Below are 24,936 nucleotides of genomic sequence, written 5' to 3' on the forward strand. Positions count from 1 at the left end.
CGTCCCGAAATCCGGCTTCCGCTGCTTCGCGAGGATTCCATGAAGATCTGCATCTACGGCGCCGGAGCAATCGGCGGATATCTCGGGGTTCAGCTCGCGCGCGCGGGCGCCGACGTCAGCCTGGTCGCACGCGGCGCGCACCTTGCCGCGATGCGCGAGCGCGGCCTGACGCTGCTCGCGGGCGAGGAGCAGCACACCGTGCATCCGCGCTGCACCGACGATCCGGCCGAGCTCGGCGTGCAGGACTATATCATCATCACGCTGAAGGCGCACTCGATCACCGGCGTGATCGAGACGATGCAGCCGCTGCTCGGCCCCCACACCCGCATCGTCACCGCCGTCAACGGCATCCCCTATTGGTACTTCTACAAGCATGGCGGCCAATACGAGAATTCGACGCTGGAGAGCATCGACCCCGGCGGACGGCAGTGGCGCGAAATCGGCGCCGAGCGCGCCATCGGCTGCATCGTCTATCCCGCCACCGAGATCGAGGCGCCCGGCGTGATCCGTCACGTCTACGGCAACAACTTTCCGCTCGGGGAGCCCTCCGGCGAGACCACCCCGGACGTGCAACGCCTCGCCGATCTCTTCGTCGCAGCCGGGCTGAAAGCGCCGGTGCTCGACCGCATTCGCGACGAGATCTGGCTCAAGTTGTGGGGCAATGTCTGCTTCAACCCGATCAGCGCACTCACCCATGCAACACTCGACGTGATCTGCACCGATCCGGCCACTCGCGCGCTGTCGCGCGCGATCATGATGGAGACGCAAGGCATCGCCGAGACGTTCGGCGTCAAATTCCGCGTCGACGTCGAGCGCCGCATCGAAGGCGCCCGCAAGGTCGGCGCGCACAAGACCTCGATGCTCCAGGATCTCGAGCGGGGCCGCCCGATGGAGATCGACCCGCTCGTCACCGTCGTGCAGGAGATGGGCCGCCTCACCGGCGTCGCCACCCCCGCGCTCGATTCCGTGCTGGCGATGGTGACCCAGCGCGCCCGCATCGCCGGTCTCTACGACGGCATCTCGACGCCATCGGATCCGCGTGCACTGGCGGTGGCGTGATGGCTGGCGAGATCAAACATTGGCTCCGCTTCCGCAAGAGCGGTACGACCGGCTTCGGCACGCTGAATTCGTCAGGCATCAGCGTGCATGAGGGCGAGATGTTCGGCCGCCATGCAGCCACCGGCAAAACGCTGGCGCTGTCGGAGGTCGAACTGCTCGCGCCCTGCGTGCCCAGCAAGATCGTCGCGCTCTGGAACAATTTTCACGCGCTCGCGGCCAAGCTCAACCAGCCCGAGCCGCCGGAGCCGCTCTACCTCCTGAAGGCCACCACCAGCATCACGACACCCGGCGCGGTGATCCGCCGTCCCTCTTATTACGACGGCAAGACCACGTATGAAGGCGAGCTCGGCATCGTCATCGGCAGGACCTGCGCGCGGGTGTCGCCGGCGGAAGCGGACGGCTTCATCTTCGGCTACACCTGCGTCAACGACATCACCGCCAACGACATCCTGACCAGCGATCCCACTTTCCCGCAATGGGCACGGGCCAAGGGCATCGACGATTACGGCCCGTTCGGCCCCGTCATCGCCACCGGTCTCGATCCGGCAAAGCTGGTGGTGCGCACCATCCTCAACGGCGCGGAGCGGCAGAACTATCCGATATCGGACATGATCTTCACCGCGCAGGAGCTGGTCAGCAGGATCTCCCATGACATGACCCTGCTCCCCGGGGACCTCATTGCCGTCGGCACCTCGGTCGGCGTCGGCGTGATGAAAGAGCCGGTGAACACGGTAACCGTCGCGATCGAGGGCATCGGCGAGCTGACCAACGAGTTTCGGCTGTAGGGCACTCTGTCATTCCGGGGCGCGGGCAGCGCCGAGCCCGGAATCCATTGGGCGGTAGAGACTGCAGTTCAACGGATTCCGGGCTCGCGCTGCGCGGGTCCCGGAATGACGGCGGAGGGAGCCAGCGCCCCCGCGGAGGAAAACCCGGCAACTTCCACACCCGCGCTCCACCGATCGGCTGACGCATTCAGCCGTGGATCGTGCGACTGGACCTGTCCGGCAAGCCTCCGCCGCCCTTGATCTCGGTTCCGCTCTCCAATAGCAATTATGGCGATAATGTGTGCCGGCGTGAGGAAGTCACGATGTGGCTGTTTTTCCTGGTTGCCTGGTTTGTTCTGCTCACTGCCATTGCGATCTTCGCCCAGCAGGCGCTCGGTTACGATATCGGCCACCTGCCTGCCTGGTTCGGAGGCCTGCCTGTCCCGCAACGCATTGCGACCGGCGCGATCCTGGCCTTGGCGCTCGCATTGATCGGCGCCTCCGCTTGGCGGCTCTCGCGCCAGGACCGGCGCCTCGACACATTGCGCGACCGCCTCAAGAAGACCCGCGAGGATGTCGTCGTCGCCCACGCCCTGCAAAACCACCTCGACGCCACCGTCCGGCACCTGATCGAGAGCGATCCGCGGGAGGCCGTCTCCGCCCTGCACGACAAGCTGGGCGAGACCGAGCAGCGGGCCCTGCTGCAGCGGGGCCGCAACGAATCCACCGACATGCACGACCAGCTCGCCGAAATCCGCCGGCGCCAGCAGGAACTGCGCGACATGGTCGGCAAGGTCGCCGAGCAGCGCCGCGCCGTCGAGCCGGTTTTCACCGAGATCCGCGACCGCCAGAACCAGCTCGAACGCTCGCTGCACAACCTTGAGACCGACGACCGCAAGAACAACCTCGCCGACCGGCTGAAGGACATCGCGCGCGACGTATCGACGCTGCTGTCCCGGGTCGGCACCGTCCAGAACACCTTTGCGACCCTGAACCAGTACAAGGAAGATCTGGCGAAGTCCCACGCCGAGCTGGTGCCGTTGCGCGCGTCGGACGCCGGCCTCAATGCCTTGATCGGCGAGCTGAGCCTCGGTCATGAGCGCCTCGCCAAGAGCGTCGACGAGCTCGAAACCGGCGGCGAAGCCCCTCTCGGCGCCCGCGTCGAGACGCTGTCGAAGAACAAGATCGAGATCGAGCAGCGCCTGGCCCGCATCGACGACAGCTTCCACATCCTAAAAGGCATCGGGCTCGATTTCGAAGAGCTCGGCCAGCGCCAGGCCCAGCTCGAGCGCTCGCTCGCCGGTGTCGAGACCGACGCCGACGGCAAGACGCTTGTCGACCGCCAGAATGCGCTGAACGATTTTGTGCTCCAGTCGCGCCAGCGCCTCGGCGCGTTACAGGAAACGCTGGCGACGCTGAACGCCTTCAAGGCGGAGCTGTCGAAGTCGCAGGCTGACCTCGTCCCGCTGAAGGCGCCCGTATTCGGAATCGAAGCCATGATCGCGGACGTCGGTACCACGCGCGATCTCCTCGCCAAAACCGTCGGCGAGATTGAGGCGAGCGGCGACGTCACCCTCGCCTCGCGCGTCGACGCGCTGACCAAGAGCAAGCGCGAGGTCGAAGACCGCATCGCCCGCATCTTCGACAATTTCAACGCGCTCGACGGCTTGCGAAAAGACATCGGCGGCATCTTCTCGACGATCCGGAACAGCCTCAACCGGATCGGGTGAAGGCACCCGATCCTTCGGGATGGTTCGAACCGCGATCCCCATCCGCGCGACCAATCCGGACATGCGCTTGATCCTCGGCCTCCTCTCCGCCCTCCTCGGCGCGCTCGCCGGCTGGTTCGCCCTTGCCGCACTGGTGATCGCGCTGGCCGGGCCAGACCGCGATGGCGGCATCGCCATGGGCGCCTTCTTCGACATCGGTCCGATCGGCGGTGTGGTTGGCCTGATCGCCGGCATCTGGCTGTTCGTGCGCTTCGGCCTGGTCCGGAATGCAACGCCACAGCCGCCCGCGGAAACCTCCGACACCACGCCTCACCGCACCACGCGGCTCTCCGCACCCTTTGCTCTCACTGTTCTACTCATCGCGGCAATCCTTGGCTATTGGGGCTGGTACGAACTCATCCGCTCGCCCTATCTCAGTCACGGCTACATGACGCTCCACATCGAGTTTCGCCTTCCCGCTGGCATGACGCTGCCGGACAAGGCGGAGGATGTGCACATCGAGGTCGAGGAAGCGACCAGGTATGCCAATGCCGATTTGCCTCCGAACTGGCGCGCGCATGAAGGCGAGCGCAAAGCGATCATTGCCTCCACGTCGTTGTCGTACAAAACGCGTCATCGCGCCGTTAGCCTGACGCTTCCGGGTTCGCCGACGCAGAGCTGGCCGATCGATCTCCCCTCCGATCCTGATCCCACCCCTGGCTTTTCACCCTGGCGCGTGGCGGGCGACCCCTCACCGGCGAAGATCGAGATGCATTTCCGCCTCAGCGCCGATCACTGAGCGAACGAGTTGCGCGAGGGCGAAACATTCAGACACATCACATTTCGGCGCGCCCGGCAGATGCCGCCAACATGTCGCGCGGATGCCGCACTGTGGTCGCATTCGGCCGCCCTTCTGTGAGGCGTGTCTGGGGGCACGGCGGTGCCGTGTTTGGACCAAACCTTCTAGGGGTATGACTGTGAAGAAGATTGTATTTGTCGTGGGTGCTACGCTTGCTCTGGTGACGGTTGCGAATGCTGCGGATCTGCCGCGCCGCCAGCCCGTTCCCGTCTATTCCGAGCAGGCGCCGATCGGCAAGATGCCGATTGGCAAGAGCCCGGTTGGAAAGGCCCCGATCGGCAAGGCGCCCGGCCCCGTCGCGGCGCGCTACTGACGCGTTAGCGAAATACGCGCAGAAGCAAAGCTAGACTCTGCGTGAGTGGCCGACAGTCGAGGGGCATAGCGTGACGAACAAACCTGATCGATCGGGACCCTGCATCCTTGCGGGATTCGCGCTCGCGGCCCTGCTCGCGTGCACGACACCCTCGGCCTCCGCCCACGAAGCGAACAAGCGCGTTGCTGACGCAAACGCGCTTGCCACCACCGACACCGCATCACGGCCGGCGCCGCAAACGGCGCGGCGCGCGGTCGCGCGCGCGGAGAAAGGTCCGTACTACGTCGATTTCCGCGCCCGCACGGCAGCGAGCTGGGGCCACGCCTTCGTCTGGTACGGCAAGACCAGCGAGCGCGCCGTCGAGGTGGCAGGGCTCACGCCGGCCGGCGACACCTGGGCCTATGTGCTCGGTCACCTCACCTGGGTGCCGGCGGAGACCGGCGCGAGTTACGGCGATCTCGACCCGGACTATCTGACCGCGAACTACCGCGTCTATCTGAACGAAGCCGACGCCAAGCGCGTGTTTGCCTATATCAAGAAACTGCAGGCGAGCTCGCCGGTCTGGAACGCCGAGACCACCAATTGTACCGGCTTCATCGGCGACATCGCCGAGTACATGGGATTGAAGGTCCCCTACCGCTGGCAGCGCCCGGAAAACTTCGTCAACAGCCTCAAGGAAATGAACGGCGACCGCCAGATGGTGCGGCTGTCGACGGAGTAGCCCCCCAGGGCGCACCACGCGACGCCGTCATTGCGAGCGCAGCGAAGCAATCCAGAGTCCCTCCACGGGTAGAGTCTGGATTTCTTCGCTGCGCTCGTAATGACGATGCCGAAGCAATTGGGGCACGATGGATTGGCGGAGTGCCCGTCGGGCAAAACACCCGCACAAATTTCCCACCCCGCCTGTCAATCCCCATCGTCCAAAATATTCCACTTTACCGAAATTCGGATTTGTCGTATCTACGACACACCCTGACCCGGGACAAGGGGCGGATCGCGATCGTCACGAACCGCGGGTTAGGCAGCGATGGACGCGACGGCGTCGAGCGCGGGGAGCCTTGCAGGGCGGGAAACCGTGAGCACAGGCTTTCGCGCCTGCGACACGGCGCCGACAGCGTCTTCGCATGGCTTCGGGTGCGAGCACACGCCAGCTCTCGAAGGCCCAGCGAGGACGTGCGCGGACGGCGAAGTCGTGTGGTCCTGACGCCCGGGGTCTGTGCGTCAAGTCCTGTAGTGATGCGTGCTGCCCGACTGGGCGGACGCGTCAGCCATCTGCGGGGCGACGGGGGCAATAGTGCATCGCTCCCCGGGGAGAGCACGAAGTAAGCCGTAAACCACCGCGCAGGGAAGGCCGGGCGATTGGCTGACCTGTGGTCCACCCCGTGTGCATTCCTTTGGCGCACGGACTTGCGGGTGCCAGCCGGCGCCCGGCCTTCCCTGCGCCCTTGTTACCGCAAGGGTGATGCGACCAAGCAAAGCTCGGGCGGAATACGCCGCGAGAGGGCGAAGGCGTGCCTTGCGAGAAAATGCAAGTTGATGGTCTCCGAAAGCTCCTCATCCTCCGTCGGTGTTGAAGCAGCGGCGCACAAAAACCCTCGTGCGCCCGGTGCTACCACCTCAATTATCCGCCCTGCGGAATCCCCGCACTCCCCGCATGATCGCCCCGCCTCCACCGCACGCCCTTCCAATAGACTTTTCCCGACCTGGGCGGCATCCTGCCGCCATCAAACGATAACAGAGCGCCACACAGGCGGAGGAAACAGATCATGCTGCAGACACGGTTCACCAAACTCGTCGGTGTCGAGCACCCGATTGTCCAGGGCGGCATGCAATGGGTCGGGCGTGCCGAGCTGGTCGCCGCCGTCGCCAATGCCGGCGCGCTCGGCTTCATCACGGCGCTGACCCAGCCGACGCCGGAGGACCTCAGGAAGGAGATCGCCCGCTGTCGCGATCTCACCGACAAGCCGTTTGGCGTCAACCTCACCATCCTGCCCGCGATCAAGCCGCCGCCTTATGCCGAATATCGCGCCGCCATCATCGAGAGCGGCATCAAGGTGGTCGAGACCGCCGGCAACAAGCCGCAGGAGCATGTCGACGAGTTCAGGAAGCACGGCGTCAAGGTCGTGCACAAATGCACCAGCGTCCGTCACGGGCTCTCGGCCGAGCGCATGGGCGTCGACGCCATCTCGATCGACGGGTTCGAATGCGCGGGCCATCCCGGCGAGGACGACACCCCCGGCCTGATCCTGATCCCGGCCGCCGCCAACAAGATCAAGATCCCGATGATCGCCTCCGGCGGCTTTGCCGACGCCCGCGGCCTCGTCGCCGCACTGGCGCTCGGCGCCGAAGGCATCAACATGGGCACCCGCTTCATGGCGACGAAAGAGAGCCCCATTCATCAGCTCATCAAGGAGAAGATCGTCGCCAATGACGAGCGCGAGACCGAGCTGATCTTCCGCACCATGCGCAACACTTCCCGCGTCGCCAGGAACGAGATCTCGACCAAGGTCGTCGCGATGGAGAAGGAAGGCGCCAAGTTCGAGGACATCCGCGAGCTCGTCGCCGGCGCCCGCGGCAAGATGGTCTACGCGACCGGCAACTCGGATGAAGGCATCTGGTCGGCGGGCCAGGTCCAGGGCCTGATCCAGGACATCCCAACCTGCGCCGAACTGATCTCCCGCATCGTGCGCGAAGCGGAGGCCATCATCCGCAGCCGGCTCGAAGGCATGATCGTTCATCCGACAGCGCAGGCTGCGGAGTAATCACTGCAAGAAGCGAGAGCAACACATGAAGGCTTATGTCTACGGCCCTGGTGGCGCTACAATTTCCGACGTCGCTCAACCAAGGCCTGAAGGCACGCAGGTGCTGGTCCGCGTCCGCGCCTGTGGCCTCAATCGCGCCGACACCGGCATGCGCAAGGGCCACGCCCATGGCGCGGCCGGCGGTGCTGGGACCGTGCTCGGCATGGAATGGGCCGGCGAGGTCGCCGCGCTCGGACCGGATGCCAAAGGCGTCAAGGTCGGCGACCGCATCATGGGTTCGGGCGGCGCGGCGTTTGCCGAATACACGCTGGCCGATCACGGCCGGCTGTTCCGCGCGCCCTCGAACATGAACTTCGAGGAAGCCGCCACCCTGCCCGTCGCACTCGCGACCATGCACAACGCCGTCGTCACCATCGGCGGCGTGCAGCCCGGGCAAGCCGTCCTGATCCAGGGCGCAAGCTCCGGCGTCGGCCTGATGGCGATGCAGATCGCGAAACTCAAGGGCGCCAGGCTGGTGATCGGCTCCTCGACCGATGCGGCTCGCCGCGGCCGACTGAAGGAGTATGGCGCCGACCTCGCGGTCGATTCCTCCGACCCCACATGGGTCGACGAGGTGCTGAAGGCGACGAACGGCGAAGGTGTCGACCTCATCGTGGACCAGGTCTCGGGCAAGGTCGCGAGCCAGAACCTCGCCGCGACGAAGGTAAAAGGCCGCATTGTCAATGTCGGCCGGCTCGGCGGCACCCATGCCGATTTTAACTTCGACCTGCACGCGGCGCGCCGCATCGACTATGTCGGCGTCACCTTCCGCACCCGCACCATCGCGGAGATCCGTGAGATCTTCGACGAGGTCAAGAAGGACATCTGGGGCGCGGTCGAGTCACGAAAACTGCAGCTGCCGATCGACAAGGTGTTCGCTTTCGACGACATCGACAAGGCGTTCGAGCACATGGAGGCCAACAAGCATCTCGGCAAGATCGTCGTGACGCTGCCTTAACATTCGAGGGGCCAAAGACCTCGGTCTCGTAGGGTGGGCAAAGCGAAGCGTGCCCACAATGTGTCAGCGTCCCCGAAAGATGTGGGCACGGCGCTCCGCGCCTTTGCCCACCCTACAAAACCAGGGGGGTCATCGCTCCTGCAACTCACTAGCGTCTACGCCTGTGGATCGTCGCTTGATGTTCAGTCACAGGCTGCTAAATCCCCCGCCATGAGCTCCCAACATAACAAGACCTCGGTCGCAGCGATCTCGATCTTCGCCAGTGGCGGCATGGCGGCGGCCAAGTTCGCGGTCGGGATCGCGATCGGCTCGCTGGCGCTGATCTCGGAGGCGCTGCATTCGTCGATCGACCTGGTCGCGACCATCATCACCTGGGCGGTGGTGCGGGTATCCGACAAGCCGGCGGATGAGGAGCATCATTACGGCCACGGCAAGCTCGAAAGCGTCTCGGCGCTGGGCGTCACCGCCCTGCTCTATGTGCTCGCCGGCGGCATCCTGGTGGAGTCCTACAGCCGGCTGCGCGAGGGAACCGCGCCGCCGACCATTTCGGCCGTGCCGTTCGTGGTGCTGGTGATCGACATCGTCGTCAATCTGTGGCGCGCCCGTGCCCTGCACCGCGCCGCGCGGGAGACCAGGAGCCAGGCGCTCGCCGCCGATGCGCTGCATTTCGCCTCCGACGTGATGGGCTCGTTCGCCGTGATCGTGGGCCTGATCCTCGCTGGCCTCGGCTTCTGGTGGGGCGACGCGGCGGCCGCCGCCGCGGTGGCCGTGATGATCGCCCTGCTCGGCCTGCGCATGGCCGGCTCGACCGTGCAGACGCTGGTCGACCGTGCCCCCGAAGGCGCGCATGAGACGGCCACGGCCGCGATCCGCAGCGTACCGGGTGTGATCGACGTCGAGCGGCTCCGCGTGCGCATGGTCGGGGCCACCACATTTATCGACACGATCGCAAAGGTGCCGCGGACTTACCCCATCGACCGGGTCGAGGACATCAAGCGCAGCGCGCAAGCAGCCGTCGAGAAGGCGTTCGGCGATACCGACCTCACCTTCACCGCAGTCCCCGTGGCGCGCGACAACGAGACCGTGCGCGACCGCATCATGGTCATCTCCCACAATTCGGGCCTCGCCATCCACCACGTCACCGTGCACGACCTCGGCGCCAAGCTGATCGTCAGCATCGACCTCGAGGTCGACGCCGGGATGCAGCTCGATGCCGCCCATGACATAGCCAACACCCTGGAACGCAACATCCAGGAAGAGTTCGGCGCGGACGTCGAGGTCGACGTCCACATCGAGCCGCTCGAACCGGAACTGCCGTTCGGGGTCGACGCCGCACCGGAACGGGTGCGGGTCATTGCGGCCGCCCTGACGGAATATGCCGCCGGCGGCGAGATCCACGACATCCACAATGTCCGCGTCCGCAACACCGACGCCGGCGAGATCGTCAACTTTCACTGCCGTGCCGAGCCGTCGATGAGCGTGATCCGGGTGCACGAGCATGTCGATGCGATCGAGCGCGCGTTGCGGCGCGCGTTCCCGAGCGTGAAGCGCGTCATCAGTCACGCAGAACCGCCGCGCGCGTGACAGAGAATGTGCGAGGAGTCACACGTTCTCGTTTCGGACTCGCCGCGCACGTAAGTTTGCGGACGCGCGACGCACAAACTGCGCGTTGGATAAGAATAAATTCGCGTTAACGATTCGTTGACTCTCGACAGCCCGCGAAATCTGGATTCAAATCGACCATGATTCGGAAGCGATGTGGGGCTGCTTCCGAACTCAAGTTGCAAGCAGGTTTCCAGGGGGCTTTAGGCATGTCGCGTGCAGACGCCGCGAACGCGTGCGTCCAATCCGATTCGATCAAAGGATTGGCGCAATCGATCGCGAAACCTGCCTATCATCGGCTCCTGATCGCGGAGCCTGCGCTGCGCCGTGCCGTGCCGACGCTCATCATCGCGTTCCTGATCACGATCTGCCTCGGCGCATTCGTGCAGGTGGTCGACCAGACACGCCAGAAGCGGCTGGTGATCCGCCATGATATCGCGGCGCTCGCCGACCTGCTCGCCGAGCGCGTCGACCGCCTGACCTCCGCGCGACAGGAGCGGCTGAAGAACATCGAGAGCCTGCCGGCGCTGCTGCCCGATCTCATTCCATCCTGGGGCACCGCCTCGGGCCGCCACGTCATCGTCACCTCGGCCGGACTCGACCGCCGCATCCTCGCCCGCATCCCGGTCGACAGCGATCCCTCGGGCAACGACCGCCTGCTCGACGCAATCACGACGGCGCAACTGCTGGCGGCGCCCCCGCGCGACGGCAGCATCTCCGACATGACGCTGCCGAACGGCAACGCTGCAATGGCGACCTCGCGGCAGATCAAGTCGCTGCCCGGCTTCGTCACCGTGATCCAGGAGCGCAACGAGCCGATCTGGGGCTCGGACGCCGCGCTGTCGGTGACGCTGTCGGCCACCACCGGCTTCGTGGTCCTGATCCTCGGCTTCGCCTTCCACTGGCAGTCCACCCGTGCCCGCGAGGGCGACCTGATCAACGACGCCGTGCGCGGCCGCATCGACACCGCGCTCAACCGCGGCCGCTGCGGGCTGTGGGACTGGGACCTGTCGCGCGGCCGCATCTTCTGGTCGCAGTCAATGTTTTCGATGCTCGGCCTCGACGGCCGCAACGAGCTCCTCACCTTCGGCGAGGTCAACGCGCTGGTGAAGTCCGACGACATCGATCTGTTCGAGATCGCCGACCAGCTCATCTCCGAGAAGATCGACCACATCGACCAGACCTTCCGCATGCAGCATGTCGACGGCCACTGGATCTGGCTGCGCGTCCGCTGCGAAAAGACCAGCGGCGCGACCGACTCCAGCGTTCACCTGATCGGGATTGCCGTCGACATCACCGAGCAGAAGAGCCTCGCCGAGCGGACTGTGGAAGCCGATTTGCGCCTGCGCGACGCGATCGAGACCATTCCCGAAGCCTTCGTGCTGTGGGATGCGAGCGACCGCCTGGTGCTCTGCAATTCGCACTTCCAGCGCCTGCACAAGCTGCCCGACTCCGCCGTCATCCCCGGCACCTCCTACGAGACGGTGCTCGAGGTCGGCCGCATGCCCGAAGTCCGCACCCGGCACAACGAGACTGCGAGCCAGGGCCCGGGCGCGCGTACCTTCGAGGCGCAGCTCGACGACGGCAGCTGGCTGCACATCAGCGAGCGCCGCACCAAGGACGGCGGCTACGTCTCCGTCGGCACCGACATCACCCGCATCAAGGAGCACGAGCAGAAGCTGGTCGACAACGATCTACGCCTGCGCGCCACCGTCATCGACCTCAAGCGCTCGCAGGCAGCCCTGGAGCGCCAGGCGGGCGAACTCGCCGATCTCGCCGAGAAATATCAGCGCGAGAAGACCCGCGCCGAGGAAGCCAACCAGACCAAGTCGAAATTCCTCGCCAATATGAGCCACGAGCTGCGCACGCCGCTGAACGCGATCATCGGCTTCTCCGAGATCATGGGCTCGGGCATGTTCGGCGAGCTCGGCTCGGAGAAGTACCAGGAATACTGCCACGACATCCTAACCAGCGGGCATTACCTGCTCGAAGTCATCAACGACATCCTCGACATGTCCAAGATCGAGGCCGGCCGCATGAAGCTCGACATGGAAGAGCTCGACCTGGCGCAGACGCTGGCGGAATCCCTGCGGGTCGTCACCGGCCGGGCACAGGACAAGCACCTGACGCTCGACGCCGACATCGCGAAATCCATCTCCGTCGTCGCCGACCGCCGCGCCACCAAGCAGATCATCGTCAATTTGCTCTCCAACGCCGTGAAGTTCACGCCCGACGGCGGACGTATCGTGGTGCGCAGCCGGCAGCTCGACGACAGGATCGTGCTGATGATCGCCGACACCGGTATCGGCATCGCGCCGCATTCGCTGGCGCGGCTCGGCCGCCCCTTCGAGCAGGTCGAGAGCCAGCTCACCAAGACCTATCACGGCTCGGGACTGGGGCTGGCGATCGCCCGCTCGCTGGCGCAGCTTCATGGCGGCTCGATGCGGCTGCGCTCAAAGCTGGAGGTCGGCACCGTCGTGCGCGTCACCCTGCCCCGCGACGCGATGAAGTCGGCGTCAGGAATATCGGCTGCGGCCTGATGGCTACGATTGCAGCGACGGCGCGACTTCCCGCGCGACATTGACCAGCGCAGCGATCAGCGGCGTCATCGGATCACGCTGCGGGATCACCATGCCGATGCTGTAATTGACATCGGGATCGGTGATCGGGATCGAGCGCACGGTGTCGGACAGGCCGAGCGTCTCGGCCAGCTTGGCCGGCATCACACTGGCCCAGCGCCCCGTCTTCACATGGGTAAACAGCACGAGCAGCGAATTCGAGGTCAAGGTCGGCGTCGCCTCCGCGCCGACGGAGCGCAACGCGCGGTCGATGATGCGGCGGTTCTGCATGTCGGGTGTCAGCAGGCACAGCGGCACCTGCCCGACCTCCTTCCACGTCACTGTCTCGCGATCGCCGAACATTCCATCCGGCGCGGTGAGCAGGCGATAGCTCTCGTTATAGAGCGGAATGGTGCGCACCTTGCCGATCGGCTCGTTCTCGATATAGGTCAGCCCCGCATCCACCTCGAGATTCTCGAGCAACCCCAGCACCTCGGACGAGGTCGTGGAGCGGATACTGAAGCGCACCTCGGGATGCCTGGCGCGGAACGGCGTCGTCAGCGCAGCGACCATACCGAGCACGGTCGGGATTGCGGCAATACGGATCTCGCCCGAGAGCTGATGCTTCAGCCCGTTGATCTCGTCACGCATCGCGCGGGCATCGCCGACGATGCGCCGCGCCCAATCCAGCGCCCGCTCGCCTTCCGGCGTAAAACCCTGGAAGCGGGAGCCGCGCTGGACCAGCATCACGCCGAGGATCTCCTCGAGCTGCTTCAGCCCGGTCGACATCGTCGGTTGCGTCACGCCGCACATTTCGGCGGCCCGGCCGAAATGCCGTTCCTTCGCCAGCGCCAGCAGCAGTTCAAGCTTGTCGAGCAACCGTCATCCCCTCCGATCGTGTGGCGGCATGCAAGCTAGCATGCCCTCCCCCTTCCAACACGCAAAAACCGCCCGGCGGACGGCTCCAATCGCAATTTCAAATCGAGTGATTGCCATCGCAAATCGATCGGAATCCGCAATCGCAGCATGAGACAGCTTTATTGATCTTCGAACGATTCCAAATAGTTTGCGATCAGCAGACGCTCCGGTCGAGAACGAAGAATGACAGCGGTTTACGAGCCTTGGGACGAAACGCGCGGCGCCGAGATCATCGCCGAACACAGCAAGCAGGAAGGCGCGACGCTGGTGATTCTACACGCACTCCAGGATGCGTTCGGCTACGTGCCGGCGGCAGCCATTCCTATAGTGGCGCACGCGCTCAATCTGTCGCGCGCCGAAGTGCATGGCGTGTTCACGTTCTACCATGATTTTCGCCACAAGCCGGCCGGCCGCCATGTGCTGAAACTCTGCCGCGCGGAGGCCTGTCAGGCGGCGGGCGGCGACGCGCTGGCTGCGCGTGCGGAGGCAAAGCTCGGCGTGTCGCTCGGCCACACCACGGCCGATGACCGCGTCACGCTGGAGCCGATCTACTGCCTCGGACTGTGCGCGACCGCGCCCTCCGCGATGCTCGACGGCCGGCTGATCGGCCGACTCGATGAAAAGCGTATCGATGCTCTCGTTGCAGAGGCGCAGCGATGAGCATCCGTCTATATGTCTCTCGCGATGCGGGTGCGCTTGCGGTCGGCGCCGACGAGGTCGCGCTGGCGCTGGAGCAGGCTGCAGCCAAACGTGGCATTGCCGTCGAGATCGTCAGGACCGGCTCGCGCGGCCTGTACTGGCTCGAGCCGCTGGTCGAGGTCGCGACGCCGCAGGGCCGGATCGCGTTCGGCCCTGTGACCGAGACCGATGTGCCCTCCCTGCTCGACGCGCTCGCGAGCAACACGCCGCATCTGCTGCGGCTCGGGGCCACCGACGAGATCCCCTGGCTCAAGCGCCAGACCCGCCTGACCTTCGCGCGCTGCGGCGTGATCGACCCGCGCTCGCTCGACGACTACCGTGCCCATGGCGGCTACAAGGGCCTGGAGCGCGCGCTCTCGCTCGGCTCGGATGCGATCCTCACTGAGGTCACTGCATCGGGCCTGCGCGGCCGTGGCGGCGCAGGCTTCCCGACCGGCATCAAATGGAAGACGGTCGCGCAGGCGAAAGCGGATCGCAAGTTCATCGTCTGCAACGCCGACGAAGGCGACAGCGGCACCTTCGCTGACCGCATGATCATGGAAGGCGATCCCTTCCTCGCCATCGAGGGCATGACGACCGCCGGCATCACCGTCGGCGCGACCAAGGGTTACATCTACATCCGCAGCGAATATCCGCACGCGATCGAGGCGATGAACGCAGCCATCCAGGCTGCGAAGCGCGACGGCTATCTCGGCGCGAACATCGGTGGTTCCACGTACAGCTTCGATCTCGAGGTCCGCGTCGGCGCCGGCGCTTACGTTTGCGGCGAAGAGACCTCGCTGCTGGAAAGCCTCGAAGGCCGCCGTGGCCTCGTGCGCGCAAAGCCGCCACTGCCCGCCCATCACGGCTTGTTCGGCAAGCCGACCGTCATCAATAACGTGCTGTCGTTCGCCGCCATTCCCTTCATCCTGGCCGAGGGCGCCAAGGCCTATGCCGATTTCGGCATGGGTCGCTCGCGCGGTACGATGCCGATCCAGCTCGCCGGCAACATCCGCCACGGCGGGCTGTTCGAGACAGCCTTCGGCGTGACGCTCGGCGAACTCGTCGACGACATCGGCGGCGGCACGTTCACGGGCCGCCCAATCCGCGCGGTGCAGGTCGGCGGTCCCTTGGGCGCCTACTTCCCGCGCGCGCTGTTCGACACCCCGTTCGACTACGAGGCCTTCGCCGCGCGCGATGGCCTGATCGGCCATGGCGGAATCGTCGTGTTCGACGATAGCGTCGACATGCGCAAGCAGGCGCGTTTCGCCATGGAATTCTGCGCCATCGAATCCTGCGGCAAGTGCACGCCGTGCCGGATCGGCTCGACCCGCGGCGTCGAGACGATCGAGAAGATCATCAACGGCGAGCGCGTGAGCGAAAACCTCGCACTCGTCGAAGACCTCTGCAACACCATGAAATTCGGCTCACTCTGCGCCCTCGGCGGCTTCACGCCCTACCCCGTGCTCAGCGCATTGAAGCACTTCCGGGAGGATTTCATCCCGACCCCGACTACTCTTCAGGCCGCGGAATAGGAGAACGACAATGTCTCTGATCGAAGAAATCGACTTCGGTACGCCGCGCGCCAAATCGAACACGATGGTGACGCTCACCATCGATGGCAAGCAGATCTCGGTGCCCGAGGGCACCTCGGTCATGCGCGCGGCCATGGAATCCGGTCACCAGATCCCGAAACTCTGCGCGACCGACATGGTGGATGCGTTCGGCTCATGCCGTCTTTGCGTGGTCGAGATCGAGGGCCGCGCCGGTACGCCGGCCTCCTGCACCACGCCGGTGCTGCCGGGCCTGGTCGTGCACACCCAGACCGATCGGCTGAAGAAGCTGCGCAAGGGCGTGATGGAGCTCTACATCTCCGACCATCCGCTCGACTGCCTCACTTGCGGCGCCAACGGCGATTGCGAGTTGCAGGACATGGCCGGTGCGGTCGGGCTGCGTGACGTGCGCTACGGCTACGAGGGCGAGAACCACGTCTTCGCAAAATCCAATGGGGAGGTGAACGCCGCCTGGATGCCGAAGGACGAATCCAACCCGTACTTCACCTACGATCCCTCCAAGTGCATCGTCTGCTCGCGCTGCGTCCGCGCTTGCGAAGAGGTGCAAGGCACCTTCGCGCTGACCATCTCCGGCCGCGGCTTCGACAGCCGCGTCTCGCCCGGCATGAGCGAGAGTTTCCTCGGCTCCGAATGCGTCTCCTGCGGCGCGTGCGTGCAGGCCTGCCCGACCGCGACGCTGACCGAGAAATCCGTGATCGAGATCGGCCAGCCCGAACACTCGGTCGTCACCACCTGCGCCTATTGCGGCGTCGGCTGCGCCTTCAAGGCCGAGATGCGCGGCGAGGAAGTCGTCCGCATGGTGCCGTACAAGGACGGCAAGGCCAATCGCGGTCATTCCTGCGTCAAGGGCCGCTTCGCCTGGGGTTACACCAACCACCGGGAACGCATCCTCAACCCGATGATCCGCGAGCGGATCGAGGATCCCTGGCGCGAAGTGTCGTGGGACGAGGCATTCTCGTTTGCAGCCGACAGGATGCGCGGCATCCAGAAGAAATACGGCCGCGACGCTATCGGCGGCATCACGTCGTCCCGCTGCACCAATGAAGAAACCTATCTGGTGCAGAAGCTGATCCGCGCCGGCTTCGGCAACAACAATGTCGACACCTGCGCCCGGGTCTGCCACTCCCCGACCGGCTATGGCCTCTCGACCACGTTCGGTACCTCCGCCGGCACGCAGGATTTCGATTCGGTCGAGGACACCGACGTCGTCGTCGTCATCGGTGCCAATCCCGCTTCGGCCCACCCGGTGTTCGCCTCCCGCCTGAAGAAGCGGCTGCGCCAGGGCGCCAAGCTGATCGTGATCGATCCGCGCCGCACCGAGATGGTTGAATCGCCGCATGTGAAGGCGCTACACCTGCCGCTGATGCCCGGCACCAATGTCGCGGTGATGACGGCGCTGGCGCATGTGATCGTCACCGAAGGCCTCGCCAACGAAGCCTTCGTGCGCGAGCGCTGCGACTGGAACGAGTTCGAGGAATGGGCGGCGTTCGTCGCCCAGGCGAACAACAGCCCGGAAGCCACCGCCATCCTCACCGGCGTCGATCCGAAGGATCTGCGCGAAGCAGCGCGCCTCTACGCCACCGGCGGCAACGGCGCGATCTACTATGGTCTCGGCGTCACCGAGCACAGCCAGGGCTCGACCACCGTGATCGCGATCGCCAACCTCGCGATGGCCACGGGCAATATCGGTCGTCCCGGTGTCGGCGTGAACCCGCTGCGCGGCCAGAACAACGTGCAGGGCTCCTGTGACATGGGCTCGTTCCCGCACGAGCTTCCCGGCTACCGCCACATCTCGGGCGACGCCGTGCGGGACCAGTTCGAGGCGCTGTGGAACGTCAAGCTCAACCCCGAGCCGGGCCTGCGCATTCCCAACATGTTCGACGCCGCGGTCGAAGGCACGTTCATGGGGATCTACGTGCAGGGCGAAGACATCCTGCAATCCGATCCCAACACCAAGCATGTGGTGGCGGCACTATCGGCGATGGAATGCGTCATCGTCCACGACCTCTTCCTGAACGAGACCGCGAACTACGCCCATGTGTTCCTGCCTGGCTCCAGCTTCCTCGAGAAGGACGGCACTTTCACTAACGCCGAGCGCCGCATCCAGCGCGTGCGCAAGGTGATGACGCCGAAGAACGGCCTCGCCGACTGGGAGGTCACCATCCGCCTCGCCAAGGCCATGGGCTTCGAGATGAGCTACAGCCATCCTTCCGAGATCATGGACGAGATCGCGGCGCTCACCCCGACCTTCGCCGGCGTCTCCTATGCCAAGCTCGACGAGCTCGGCTCAGTGCAATGGCCCTGCAACGACAAGGCGCCCGAGGGCACGCCGGTGATGCATATCGACGGCTTCGTCCGCGGCAAGGGCAAGTTCGTCGTCACCGAATATGTCGCGACCGACGAACGCACCGGGCCGCGCTATCCGCTGCTGCTCACCACGGGCCGCATCCTCAGCCAGTACAATGTCGGCGCGCAGACCCGGCGCACCGAGAACGTGGTCTGGCATGCCGAGGATCGGCTGGAGATCCATCCGCACGATGCCGAACAGCGCGGCGTGCGCGACGGGGATTGGGTGCGGCTGAAGAGCCGCGCCGGCGAGACTACGCTGCGTGCGGAGATCACCGATCGCGTCGCGCCGGGCGTCGTCTACACCACGTTCCACCATCCGGACACGCAGGCCAACGTCATCACGACCGACTATTCGGACTGGGCGACCAACTGCCCCGAATACAAGGTCACGGCGGTGCAGATTTCGCCCTCGAACGGCCCGTCCGACTGGCAGAAGGCCTACGACGCGCAGGCGCGGCATTCCCGCCGCATCGCGCCGGCCGAGGCTGCGGAGTAGCGGCATGCACGTGCCGGTCCAGGCCATCGACCGCGAGATCTGGCGCGACGGTGTCGCGACCGAAGGAGCGCGGCTGATCCCGGAGGAGACGCCGCTGGCGCTGACTTACAATGGCGGCACCTACGCCGTCATGATGGGAACGCCGCAGAACCTCGAAGATTTTGCGGTCGGGTTCAGCCTGGACGAAGGCATCATCAAATCCGTCGATGACATCAAGTCGCTCGAAATCGTCCGCCTCGACGACGGCATCGAGCTGCGCATGTGGCTGGCCTCGGAAGATGCCGCGCGCATCAGCGAGCGCCGCCGCCACATCGCCGGCCCGACCGGCTGCGGCATCTGCGGCATCGACTCGATTGCCGAAGCTGTGCGGCCTGCGGCCGTCGTGCCGCAGGGACAGACGTTCACGCCCGAGCAGGTCATGGCGGCGATGCAGACCATCGCACCGCTGCAATCGATCAATTTGCAAACCCGCGCCGTTCACGCCGCCGCGTTCTGGTCGCCTGCCGGCGGTATCGTCGCGCTGCGCGAGGATGTCGGCCGCCACAACGCGCTCGACAAGCTCGCCGGTTCGCTGGCGCGCAGCCGCACGCCTGCAAGCGGCGGCATCGTGCTGCTGACGAGCCGCGTCTCGGTCGAGATGGTGCAGAAGACCGCCGCCATCGGCGCGCCGGTGATGGTCGCCGTCTCTGCGCCGACCGCGCTTGCGGTGCGCACCGCGGAGGCCGCCGGCATCACGCTGATTGCCATTGCCCGCCAGGACGGGTTCGAAGTGTTTTCGCATGGCAGCCGGGTTGTCACCCGTCATGCCACGGAGGTTGCCGATGTCGCCTGACCGCCTGATCTACATGGCCAACCAGATCGGCACGTTCTTCCGGAGCCAGGGCCACGACAAGGCCGTGCCGGGGATCGCCGACCACATCAAGAAGTTCTGGGACCCGCGGATGAAGCGCGCGATCTTCGCCCATCTCGATGCCGGCGGCGTGGGCCTGGAGCCGAACGTGCGGGAGGCGCTCACCTCGCTGCAGCAGGCGACGTCCCTTCCAGCAGCGCCCTGAACACACGGCGCACCTCGCTCTGCGTTTCCTTTACGCGCGCCTCCAGCGAGGAGAAATGCGGCGCATCGCCGGCGCGTGCCATCACGCGCAAGAGGTCGGTGCCGGCAGTCTCCGGCTTGAAGCGATCGCTGACGCAGAGCCGCAGGATCTGCGTCAGGTCGTGATAGAGCCGCGCTGCGGCCCGCAATATCTCGGTCTCCGATTGCGACAGCACGCCCAGCCTGCATGCATTTTCCAGCACCTGCGTGGTGCCAACGTCGAGAATCTCCGGCTTCTCGTGCGCATGCACGAGCTGGAGATATTGCGCGATGAAGTCGATGTCGACCATGCCGCCGGCGGCATATTTGAGATCCCAGCAATCAGCCTCGCCCTTCTCCTGGGCGATCGCACGCCGCATGTCGGCAACATCGTTGGCGGTGATTCCGGGATCGCGGCGACGAGTCAGGACAGCGCGGATGACGCGTTCAATCCGTTCCCGGAATTCGGGCGAAGCGGACACGACGCGCGCACGGGTCAGCGCCATGTGCTCCCAGGTCCAGGCCTCGTTGGCCTGGTAGTCCGCGAACGAAACGAGGCTCGAAGCCACGGGGCCGGCGCGCCCCGAGGGGCGCAACCGCATGTCGATCTCGTAAAGCACCCCGTAATTGGTGCGCGTCGTGAACGCGCTGATCAGGCGCTGGGTGAAGCGGGCGAAGTAATGTGCACCTTGCAGTGACTTCGCACCGTCGGAGTCCGGATTGTCGCTGTCGAAATCGTAAAGCAGGATCAGGTCGAGATCGGACGACGCGGTCATCTCGCGACTGCCGAGCCGGCCCATCGCGATGATGGCGGTCTCCTGCCCCTTGATCCGGCCATGCTGGGCGGCGAAACGGTCGGCGACGAGGCCATGCACGGTATGGACGATGCCCTCGGCGACGTCGGCAAAGGCCGTGCTCGCCTGCTGTGCCGAGACCGTGCCTGAGAGAATGCGCGTGCCGATCAGGAACAGGCTCTCCTGCCCGAACAGACGCAGGCGGTCGAGGAACTCTTCGTAAGAGCCCGCATCCTGCACCGTCGTCGCAAGTCGCCCCGACAATTCCTGCCTGTCGGGCATGGCGCCGAAGAAGCGCGGATCAATCAGGCCGTCCATCAGTTGCGGCTGCCGCGCAAGCATCTCGCCGAGCCGAGGCGCCGCGCCCAGCACCAGGGCCACGAGCGCGACGAGATCGCGGTTCTGCCCGAGCAGCGTGATCAGCCGGCCGCCGCGCTGAAGCGCTCCAAGGAAATGGTCGAACGCCACGACGGCCCGATCCGGCTCCTCGGCATGAGCGAGACCGTCGATCAGGGCCGGCACGAATTCGACGAATGCGTTTCGCGTCGCCTCATTGCGGAACACGCGGTAGTCGCCGGTGATCCAGTCGCGCACGGTCTGCGCGACGGCGGCAGGCTTCTTGAAGCCGAGTGTCGCCAGGTACTGAAGCAGCCGCGGATCGTCGGGACCCGCACTGTAGTCGAGCGCCGGCAGCTTGGCCGTGCCGGTCGGATCGTCGCCCTCGAACAGTTTTTCGTAGTGGCCCTGCACGATCTCGAGCTGGCGCAAAAGGTCGCGGGCAAAGGTCTCGCGATCCGGATAGCCGAAGAACCAGGCGAAACGCTCGACCGCCTCCTTGTCCTCGGGCAGCGTGTGGGTCTGCTCGTCTGCGATCATCTGGAGGCGATGCTCGACCCGACGCAGGAATTGGTACGCCGTGGTCAGCTCGTCGCGCGCCGCAACCGTGATCCAGTTGCTGGAAGCGAGCACGCCGAGCGCGGCGAGCGTCGGCCGTACGCGCAGTTCGGGATGTCGCCCCCCGGCGATCAATTGCTGGGTCTGGGCGAAGAACTCGATCTCGCGGATTCCGCCGCGCCCGACCTTCACGTTATGCCCTTCGACCGCAACCTCGCTCTGGCCGCGATAGGTCTGCATCTGCCGCTTCATGTCGTGAACGTCGGCAAGCGCGGCGAAGTCGAGATGCTTGCGCCAGACGAAGGGCGCGATCTCGGCGAGCAGTGCTTCGCCAGCCCTGGCGTCGCCGGCGCAGGCGCGCGCCTTGATCATCGCGGCGCGCTCCCAGGTGCGCCCTTCCCGCTCGTAATAATGCAGTGCGGCGTCCCGCGAGATCGCCACCTGTGTCGAGGACGGATCAGGGCGCAGCCGCAGATCGACCCGGAAGACGTAGCCGTCATAGGTGCGCTGCTGGAGGATGCGCGCCATGCCCTGCGTCACCCTCACGAAGAACGGCTGCGGCTCGATGTCAGGCACGAGTGTCGTGTTATCAGGGTCGAAGAACACGATGAGATCGATGTCGCTGGAATAGTTCAGCTCGCCCGCGCCCATCTTGCCCATCGCAAGCACGATCAGCCCGCAGCCCTGTTCCGGTGCTTCGGGATTGGGCGGCGAAAGCTTTCCACGTGCGGCTTCCTGCCGCAGCAGGTGCTGCAGCGCCGCCTGCACGGAGCAGACCGCAATATCGGTCAGCGCCGCCGTTACCCGCATCACCGGCCAGACTCCACCGATGTCGCACAGCGCGATCAGAAGTGCGGCCTCTGCCTTCATGCGGCGAAGCAACCGCATCAGTTCGGCTTCGTCGAGCACTGCGAGCACCGCTCCCCTCGCCTCCGCGATCAGTGCGGCAAGATGCGCATCGGGATCGCATTCGAGCAGCCGGATCAGGCGCAAGGGATCGGCGCGCACCAGATCGAACAGATAGGGCGAGAATTCGGCGATGCCGGCGAGGACATTGGCGGCGAAGGGATGAACCAGCAGCGCCTGGAGACGGGCCGATTGCGCCGGCTCGAGCTCGGCCAGCCAGTTTTCGAAGCGTCGTTCGTCGGTGACGGAAGCGGCAATATGGGGAGCCTCCGCGAAGCGTGCGGCAAGTCTCTCACCATGCTTGTCCGCGTTTCCCGGCGCGGAGTGGTTCATGCCACCTTCTGTGGCACATCCGGTATTGGAGGAGCAACCCTGTCGCCCGCGAGCGCCGGCAGCACCAGCGTGGCGACGAGGCCCGGATGGGCATCGCCCAGCCGCAATTCGCCGCCATGCAGCGTTGCAACCGCAGACGCAAGACTGAGGCCGAGGCCGGAGCCCGGCAGCGTGCGGCTGGCTTCAAGCCGCACGAATCGCTCGACGGCATGCTTGCGGTCGGCCTCGGGGATACCGGGGCCGCGATCGGTGACGCTGAGCAGCACTTGGTCGCCCTCGCGTTTCGCCTCGATCGTGATCTGCCTTGAATCCAGGCTGACCACGGTTCCACCTGTTAGCGCGACCGGCTTGCCGTATTTGATCGCATTCTCGACCAGATTGGCGAGCGCCTGGCTGATCAGTTCGCGGTTGGCGTGCACCGGCGTCGGATCGGCCTCGACCTTCAGCGTCATGCCGTCGTCTTCAGCCAGCGGCTCGTAGAGCTCGTGGATGCCGTGTGCGACATCGGCAGCGTCGAAATCGTCCATGTTGCCGCGCGCCTGACCGGACTCGGCGCGCGCGATCATCAGCAGCGCGTTGAAGGTACGGATCAGGCCGTCGGATTCCTCGATGGTCCGCTCCAACGCGGCGCGGTAATCGGCCTCGCTGCCTGATTTCGCCAGCGCCTCCTCGGCGCGGTTGCGCAAGCGTGTCAGCGGCGTCTTGAGATCGTGGGCGATGTTGTCGGAGACCTCCTTCAGCCCCGCCATCAGCGCCTCGATGCGCTCCAGCATGGCATTGAGGTTTTCGGCGAGGCGGTCGAGCTCGTCACCGCTGCGTCCCACCGGCAGGCGCTCGCTGAGATCGCCGGTCATGATGCGATGGGCCGTCCCGGACATGGCGTCGATGCGCCTGAGCACCCTGCGCGCGACGAAGATCCCGCCGCCCAGGCCAAGCACCACGACGATCAGCACCGACCATTGCGCGGCCTTGGCGACGATGCCGAACAGGCGCCGCCGCTCGGCGAGGTCGCGGCCGATCAGAAGCCGGAAGCCATTCTCGAGCTCGGTGACGCGCACCAGGGCGCGATGGTCGCGCTCGTCCGCATCCTCGATGCGCCGATATGCCGTCTCCGACCAGCCGCGCGTCGCCATCACACCGGGCGCCAGCGAGCCGACATTGCCGGCGATCGCCTGCCCGGTCGGCGTGGTCACGAGGTAGAGATTGGCGCCCGGGCGCAGCGCCCGGTACTCAATCGCAAGCACGAGACCGCGCAAGCCGCGCCGGCCGTAGATCTCGTTGATCTCCGAGGTCTCGGCATTGACCGTCTGCGTGATTTCCTCGGTGATCAGCCGCCGCGTATTCCAGGCGAAATAGGCCAGCAGCGAGGCCGCGAACATCGCGAACAGCAGCAAATAGACCAGCGTCAGCCGGAATGCCGTGGTGCGGACGAGTTTACCGAATGCCGTCACGGATCATGTATCCCGCGCCGCGGATCGTGTGCAGCAGCGGCCGCTCAAAACCCTTGTCGATCTTGGAACGCAGCCGCGAAATGTGCACGTCGATCACGTTGGTCTGCGGATCGAAATGATAGTCCCAGACGTTCTCCAGTAGCATGGTGCGGGTCACCACCTGGCCCGCATGCTTCATGAGATATTCGAGCAGGCGGAATTCGCGCGGCTGGAGCGTCAGTTCGTCCTTGCCGCGCGCGACGCGATGGGAGAGCCGGTCGAGCTCGAGATCGCCGACGCGGTACAGCGTGTCCTCGGCCGGACCGCCACGGCGGCGCGACAGCACCTCGACCCGGGCCAACAGCTCGGCGAAGGAATAGGGTTTCGGCAGGTAGTCGTCGCCGCCGGCGCGCAAGCCCTTGATGCGGTCGTCGACCTGGCCGAGCGCGGAGAGAATCAGCACCGGCGTCGAATCGTCCTTGTCGCGGAGCGCGCCGATCACCGACAGGCCGTCACGCTTGGGCAGCATGCGGTCGACCACTAGCACGTCGTAATCGCCGTTCTCGGCCATGGCGAGGCCTTCCTCGCCGTCGGCGGCGTGGTCGGCAATGTGCCCGACCTCGCGAAACGCCTTCACGAGGTAGTCGGCGGATTCGCGGTCGTCTTCGATGATGAGGAGGCGCATCGTGCGTTCGGCAACGGTCAAGGGAGTGAACCTTCTCTAAACATGGCGCGAGCGGCAATCGCATGCAAGCCGAGTGAACGACTCTGGCATCGAGAAAAAGGCGGGCGGTGAAGCTGGGGGACTTCACCGCCCTAGGCCTTCCGACGGAGGGGGGCGTATTCCACCGGAAGGTAGACAGGGGAAG

General features: G+C 65.5%; 19 protein-coding genes. 15 read left to right on the forward strand and 4 right to left on the reverse strand.

Annotation, left to right across the window (positions count from 1 at the left end):
• Positions 1–39: 39 nt before the first annotated feature.
• The 10 genes from AC0L30_RS08125 to AC0L30_RS08170 all read left to right on the forward strand — a co-directional run bounded on the left by AC0L30_RS08125 (position 40) and on the right by AC0L30_RS08170 (position 12,605).
• Positions 40–1,059 (forward strand): 2-dehydropantoate 2-reductase, encoded by a 1,020-nt coding sequence (locus tag AC0L30_RS08125; protein WP_007593343.1) that lies wholly within the window; start codon positions 40–42, stop codon positions 1,057–1,059.
• Positions 1,059–1,844, forward strand: a complete 786-nt coding sequence (locus AC0L30_RS08130; RefSeq protein ID WP_007593344.1) for a fumarylacetoacetate hydrolase family protein — start codon at positions 1,059–1,061, stop codon at positions 1,842–1,844. Before AC0L30_RS08125 ends, AC0L30_RS08130 begins: the two co-directional genes overlap by 1 nt.
• Before the next feature lie 302 nt (positions 1,845–2,146).
• Positions 2,147–3,553 carry a hypothetical protein gene (locus tag AC0L30_RS08135; RefSeq protein ID WP_007593345.1) on the forward strand — a complete coding sequence of 469 codons (1,407 nt, stop codon included), beginning with the start codon at positions 2,147–2,149 and terminating at the stop codon, positions 3,551–3,553.
• A 19-nt stretch (positions 3,554–3,572) separates the two neighbouring features.
• Positions 3,573–4,331 (forward strand): hypothetical protein, encoded by a 759-nt coding sequence (locus AC0L30_RS08140; RefSeq protein ID WP_007593346.1) that lies wholly within the window; start codon positions 3,573–3,575, stop codon positions 4,329–4,331.
• 172 nt (positions 4,332–4,503) lie between these two features.
• The gene (locus tag AC0L30_RS08145) at positions 4,504–4,704 is read left to right on the forward strand and encodes a hypothetical protein (protein ID WP_007608336.1); all 201 of its coding nucleotides are present in this window, start codon (positions 4,504–4,506) and stop codon (positions 4,702–4,704) included.
• 70 nt (positions 4,705–4,774) lie between these two features.
• On the forward strand, positions 4,775–5,425 hold the full coding sequence (locus tag AC0L30_RS08150) for a hypothetical protein (protein ID WP_007593348.1): 651 nt from the start codon (positions 4,775–4,777) through the stop codon (positions 5,423–5,425).
• Between the two features lie 1,045 nt (positions 5,426–6,470).
• Entirely contained in the window at positions 6,471–7,466 is a 996-nt protein-coding gene (locus AC0L30_RS08155) for an NAD(P)H-dependent flavin oxidoreductase (protein WP_007593350.1), read from the forward strand.
• Between the two features lie 25 nt (positions 7,467–7,491).
• Positions 7,492–8,463 carry a quinone oxidoreductase family protein gene (locus AC0L30_RS08160; protein ID WP_007593352.1) on the forward strand — a complete coding sequence of 324 codons (972 nt, stop codon included), beginning with the start codon at positions 7,492–7,494 and terminating at the stop codon, positions 8,461–8,463.
• 210 nt (positions 8,464–8,673) lie between these two features.
• Positions 8,674–10,047, forward strand: a complete 1,374-nt coding sequence (locus tag AC0L30_RS08165; protein WP_007593356.1) for a cation-efflux pump — start codon at positions 8,674–8,676, stop codon at positions 10,045–10,047.
• Between the two features lie 227 nt (positions 10,048–10,274).
• Positions 10,275–12,605 (forward strand): PAS domain-containing sensor histidine kinase, encoded by a 2,331-nt coding sequence (locus AC0L30_RS08170; RefSeq protein ID WP_007593358.1) that lies wholly within the window; start codon positions 10,275–10,277, stop codon positions 12,603–12,605.
• Positions 12,606–12,608: 3 nt separating this feature from the next.
• On the opposite strand, the gene AC0L30_RS08175 is transcribed toward AC0L30_RS08170, so the two are convergent.
• Entirely contained in the window at positions 12,609–13,502 is an 894-nt protein-coding gene (locus AC0L30_RS08175) for a LysR family transcriptional regulator (protein ID WP_007593359.1), read from the reverse strand.
• A 222-nt stretch (positions 13,503–13,724) separates the two neighbouring features.
• Here AC0L30_RS08175 and AC0L30_RS08180 point away from each other — a divergent pair, with 222 nt between their 5' ends.
• From AC0L30_RS08180 to AC0L30_RS08200, 5 genes are read left to right on the forward strand one after another with little or no spacing between them, the layout of a single operon-like run.
• Positions 13,725–14,201 (forward strand): formate dehydrogenase subunit gamma, encoded by a 477-nt coding sequence (locus AC0L30_RS08180; RefSeq protein ID WP_007593361.1) that lies wholly within the window; start codon positions 13,725–13,727, stop codon positions 14,199–14,201.
• Positions 14,198–15,754, forward strand: coding sequence for a formate dehydrogenase beta subunit (locus AC0L30_RS08185; RefSeq protein ID WP_473404113.1), 1,557 nt, complete (start codon positions 14,198–14,200; stop codon positions 15,752–15,754). The genes AC0L30_RS08180 and AC0L30_RS08185 overlap by 4 nt, the downstream gene beginning before the upstream one ends.
• 10 nt (positions 15,755–15,764) lie before the next feature.
• Complete coding sequence (gene fdhF / locus AC0L30_RS08190) at positions 15,765–18,638, forward strand: formate dehydrogenase subunit alpha (protein ID WP_473404114.1); 2,874 nt, start codon at positions 15,765–15,767, stop codon at positions 18,636–18,638.
• Positions 18,639–18,642: 4 nt separating this feature from the next.
• On the forward strand, positions 18,643–19,470 hold the full coding sequence (gene fdhD, locus AC0L30_RS08195) for a formate dehydrogenase accessory sulfurtransferase FdhD (protein ID WP_007593366.1): 828 nt from the start codon (positions 18,643–18,645) through the stop codon (positions 19,468–19,470).
• A complete protein-coding gene (locus AC0L30_RS08200) occupies positions 19,460–19,693 on the forward strand; it encodes a formate dehydrogenase subunit delta (protein ID WP_007593368.1) in 234 nt (77 codons plus the stop codon). The genes fdhD and AC0L30_RS08200 overlap by 11 nt, the downstream gene beginning before the upstream one ends.
• Here AC0L30_RS08200 and AC0L30_RS08205 read toward each other — a convergent pair.
• From AC0L30_RS08205 to AC0L30_RS08215, 3 genes are read right to left on the reverse strand one after another with little or no spacing between them, the layout of a single operon-like run.
• Complete coding sequence (locus AC0L30_RS08205) at positions 19,650–22,637, reverse strand: bifunctional [glutamine synthetase] adenylyltransferase/[glutamine synthetase]-adenylyl-L-tyrosine phosphorylase (RefSeq protein WP_007593369.1); 2,988 nt, start codon at positions 22,635–22,637, stop codon at positions 19,650–19,652. The genes AC0L30_RS08200 and AC0L30_RS08205 overlap by 44 nt on opposite strands.
• A complete protein-coding gene (locus AC0L30_RS08210; RefSeq protein ID WP_007593370.1) occupies positions 22,634–24,088 on the reverse strand; it encodes a sensor histidine kinase in 1,455 nt (484 codons plus the stop codon). The genes AC0L30_RS08205 and AC0L30_RS08210 overlap by 4 nt, the downstream gene beginning before the upstream one ends.
• On the reverse strand, positions 24,072–24,752 hold the full coding sequence (locus AC0L30_RS08215; protein WP_035969420.1) for a response regulator transcription factor: 681 nt from the start codon (positions 24,750–24,752) through the stop codon (positions 24,072–24,074). Before AC0L30_RS08215 ends, AC0L30_RS08210 begins: the two co-directional genes overlap by 17 nt.
• Positions 24,753–24,936 lie beyond the last annotated feature (184 nt).

It is taken from the genome of Bradyrhizobium sp. MI1.11, from assembly GCF_055811255.1.

What these genes read in the sequence shown, in the direction of transcription:
- AC0L30_RS08125 (WP_007593343.1), top strand. Translation starts at nt 40, where the DNA reads ATGAAGATCTGCATCTACGGCGCCGGAGCAATCGGCGGATATCTCGGG.
- AC0L30_RS08130 (WP_007593344.1), top strand. Translation starts at nt 1,059, where the DNA reads ATGGCTGGCGAGATCAAACATTGGCTCCGCTTCCGCAAGAGCGGTACG.
- AC0L30_RS08135 (WP_007593345.1), top strand. Translation starts at nt 2,147, where the DNA reads ATGTGGCTGTTTTTCCTGGTTGCCTGGTTTGTTCTGCTCACTGCCATT.
- AC0L30_RS08140 (WP_007593346.1), top strand. Translation starts at nt 3,573, where the DNA reads ATGGTTCGAACCGCGATCCCCATCCGCGCGACCAATCCGGACATGCGC.
- AC0L30_RS08145 (WP_007608336.1), top strand. Translation starts at nt 4,504, where the DNA reads ATGACTGTGAAGAAGATTGTATTTGTCGTGGGTGCTACGCTTGCTCTG.
- AC0L30_RS08155 (WP_007593350.1), top strand. Translation starts at nt 6,471, where the DNA reads ATGCTGCAGACACGGTTCACCAAACTCGTCGGTGTCGAGCACCCGATT.
- AC0L30_RS08160 (WP_007593352.1), top strand. Translation starts at nt 7,492, where the DNA reads ATGAAGGCTTATGTCTACGGCCCTGGTGGCGCTACAATTTCCGACGTC.
- AC0L30_RS08165 (WP_007593356.1), top strand. Translation starts at nt 8,674, where the DNA reads ATGAGCTCCCAACATAACAAGACCTCGGTCGCAGCGATCTCGATCTTC.
- AC0L30_RS08170 (WP_007593358.1), top strand. Translation starts at nt 10,275, where the DNA reads ATGTCGCGTGCAGACGCCGCGAACGCGTGCGTCCAATCCGATTCGATC.
- AC0L30_RS08180 (WP_007593361.1), top strand. Translation starts at nt 13,725, where the DNA reads ATGACAGCGGTTTACGAGCCTTGGGACGAAACGCGCGGCGCCGAGATC.
- AC0L30_RS08185 (WP_473404113.1), top strand. Translation starts at nt 14,198, where the DNA reads ATGAGCATCCGTCTATATGTCTCTCGCGATGCGGGTGCGCTTGCGGTC.
- fdhF (WP_473404114.1), top strand. Translation starts at nt 15,765, where the DNA reads ATGTCTCTGATCGAAGAAATCGACTTCGGTACGCCGCGCGCCAAATCG.
- fdhD (WP_007593366.1), top strand. Translation starts at nt 18,643, where the DNA reads ATGCACGTGCCGGTCCAGGCCATCGACCGCGAGATCTGGCGCGACGGT.
- AC0L30_RS08200 (WP_007593368.1), top strand. Translation starts at nt 19,460, where the DNA reads ATGTCGCCTGACCGCCTGATCTACATGGCCAACCAGATCGGCACGTTC.
- AC0L30_RS08205 (WP_007593369.1), bottom strand. Translation starts at nt 22,637, where the DNA reads ATGAACCACTCCGCGCCGGGAAACGCGGACAAGCATGGTGAGAGACTT.
- AC0L30_RS08215 (WP_035969420.1), bottom strand. Translation starts at nt 24,752, where the DNA reads ATGCGCCTCCTCATCATCGAAGACGACCGCGAATCCGCCGACTACCTC.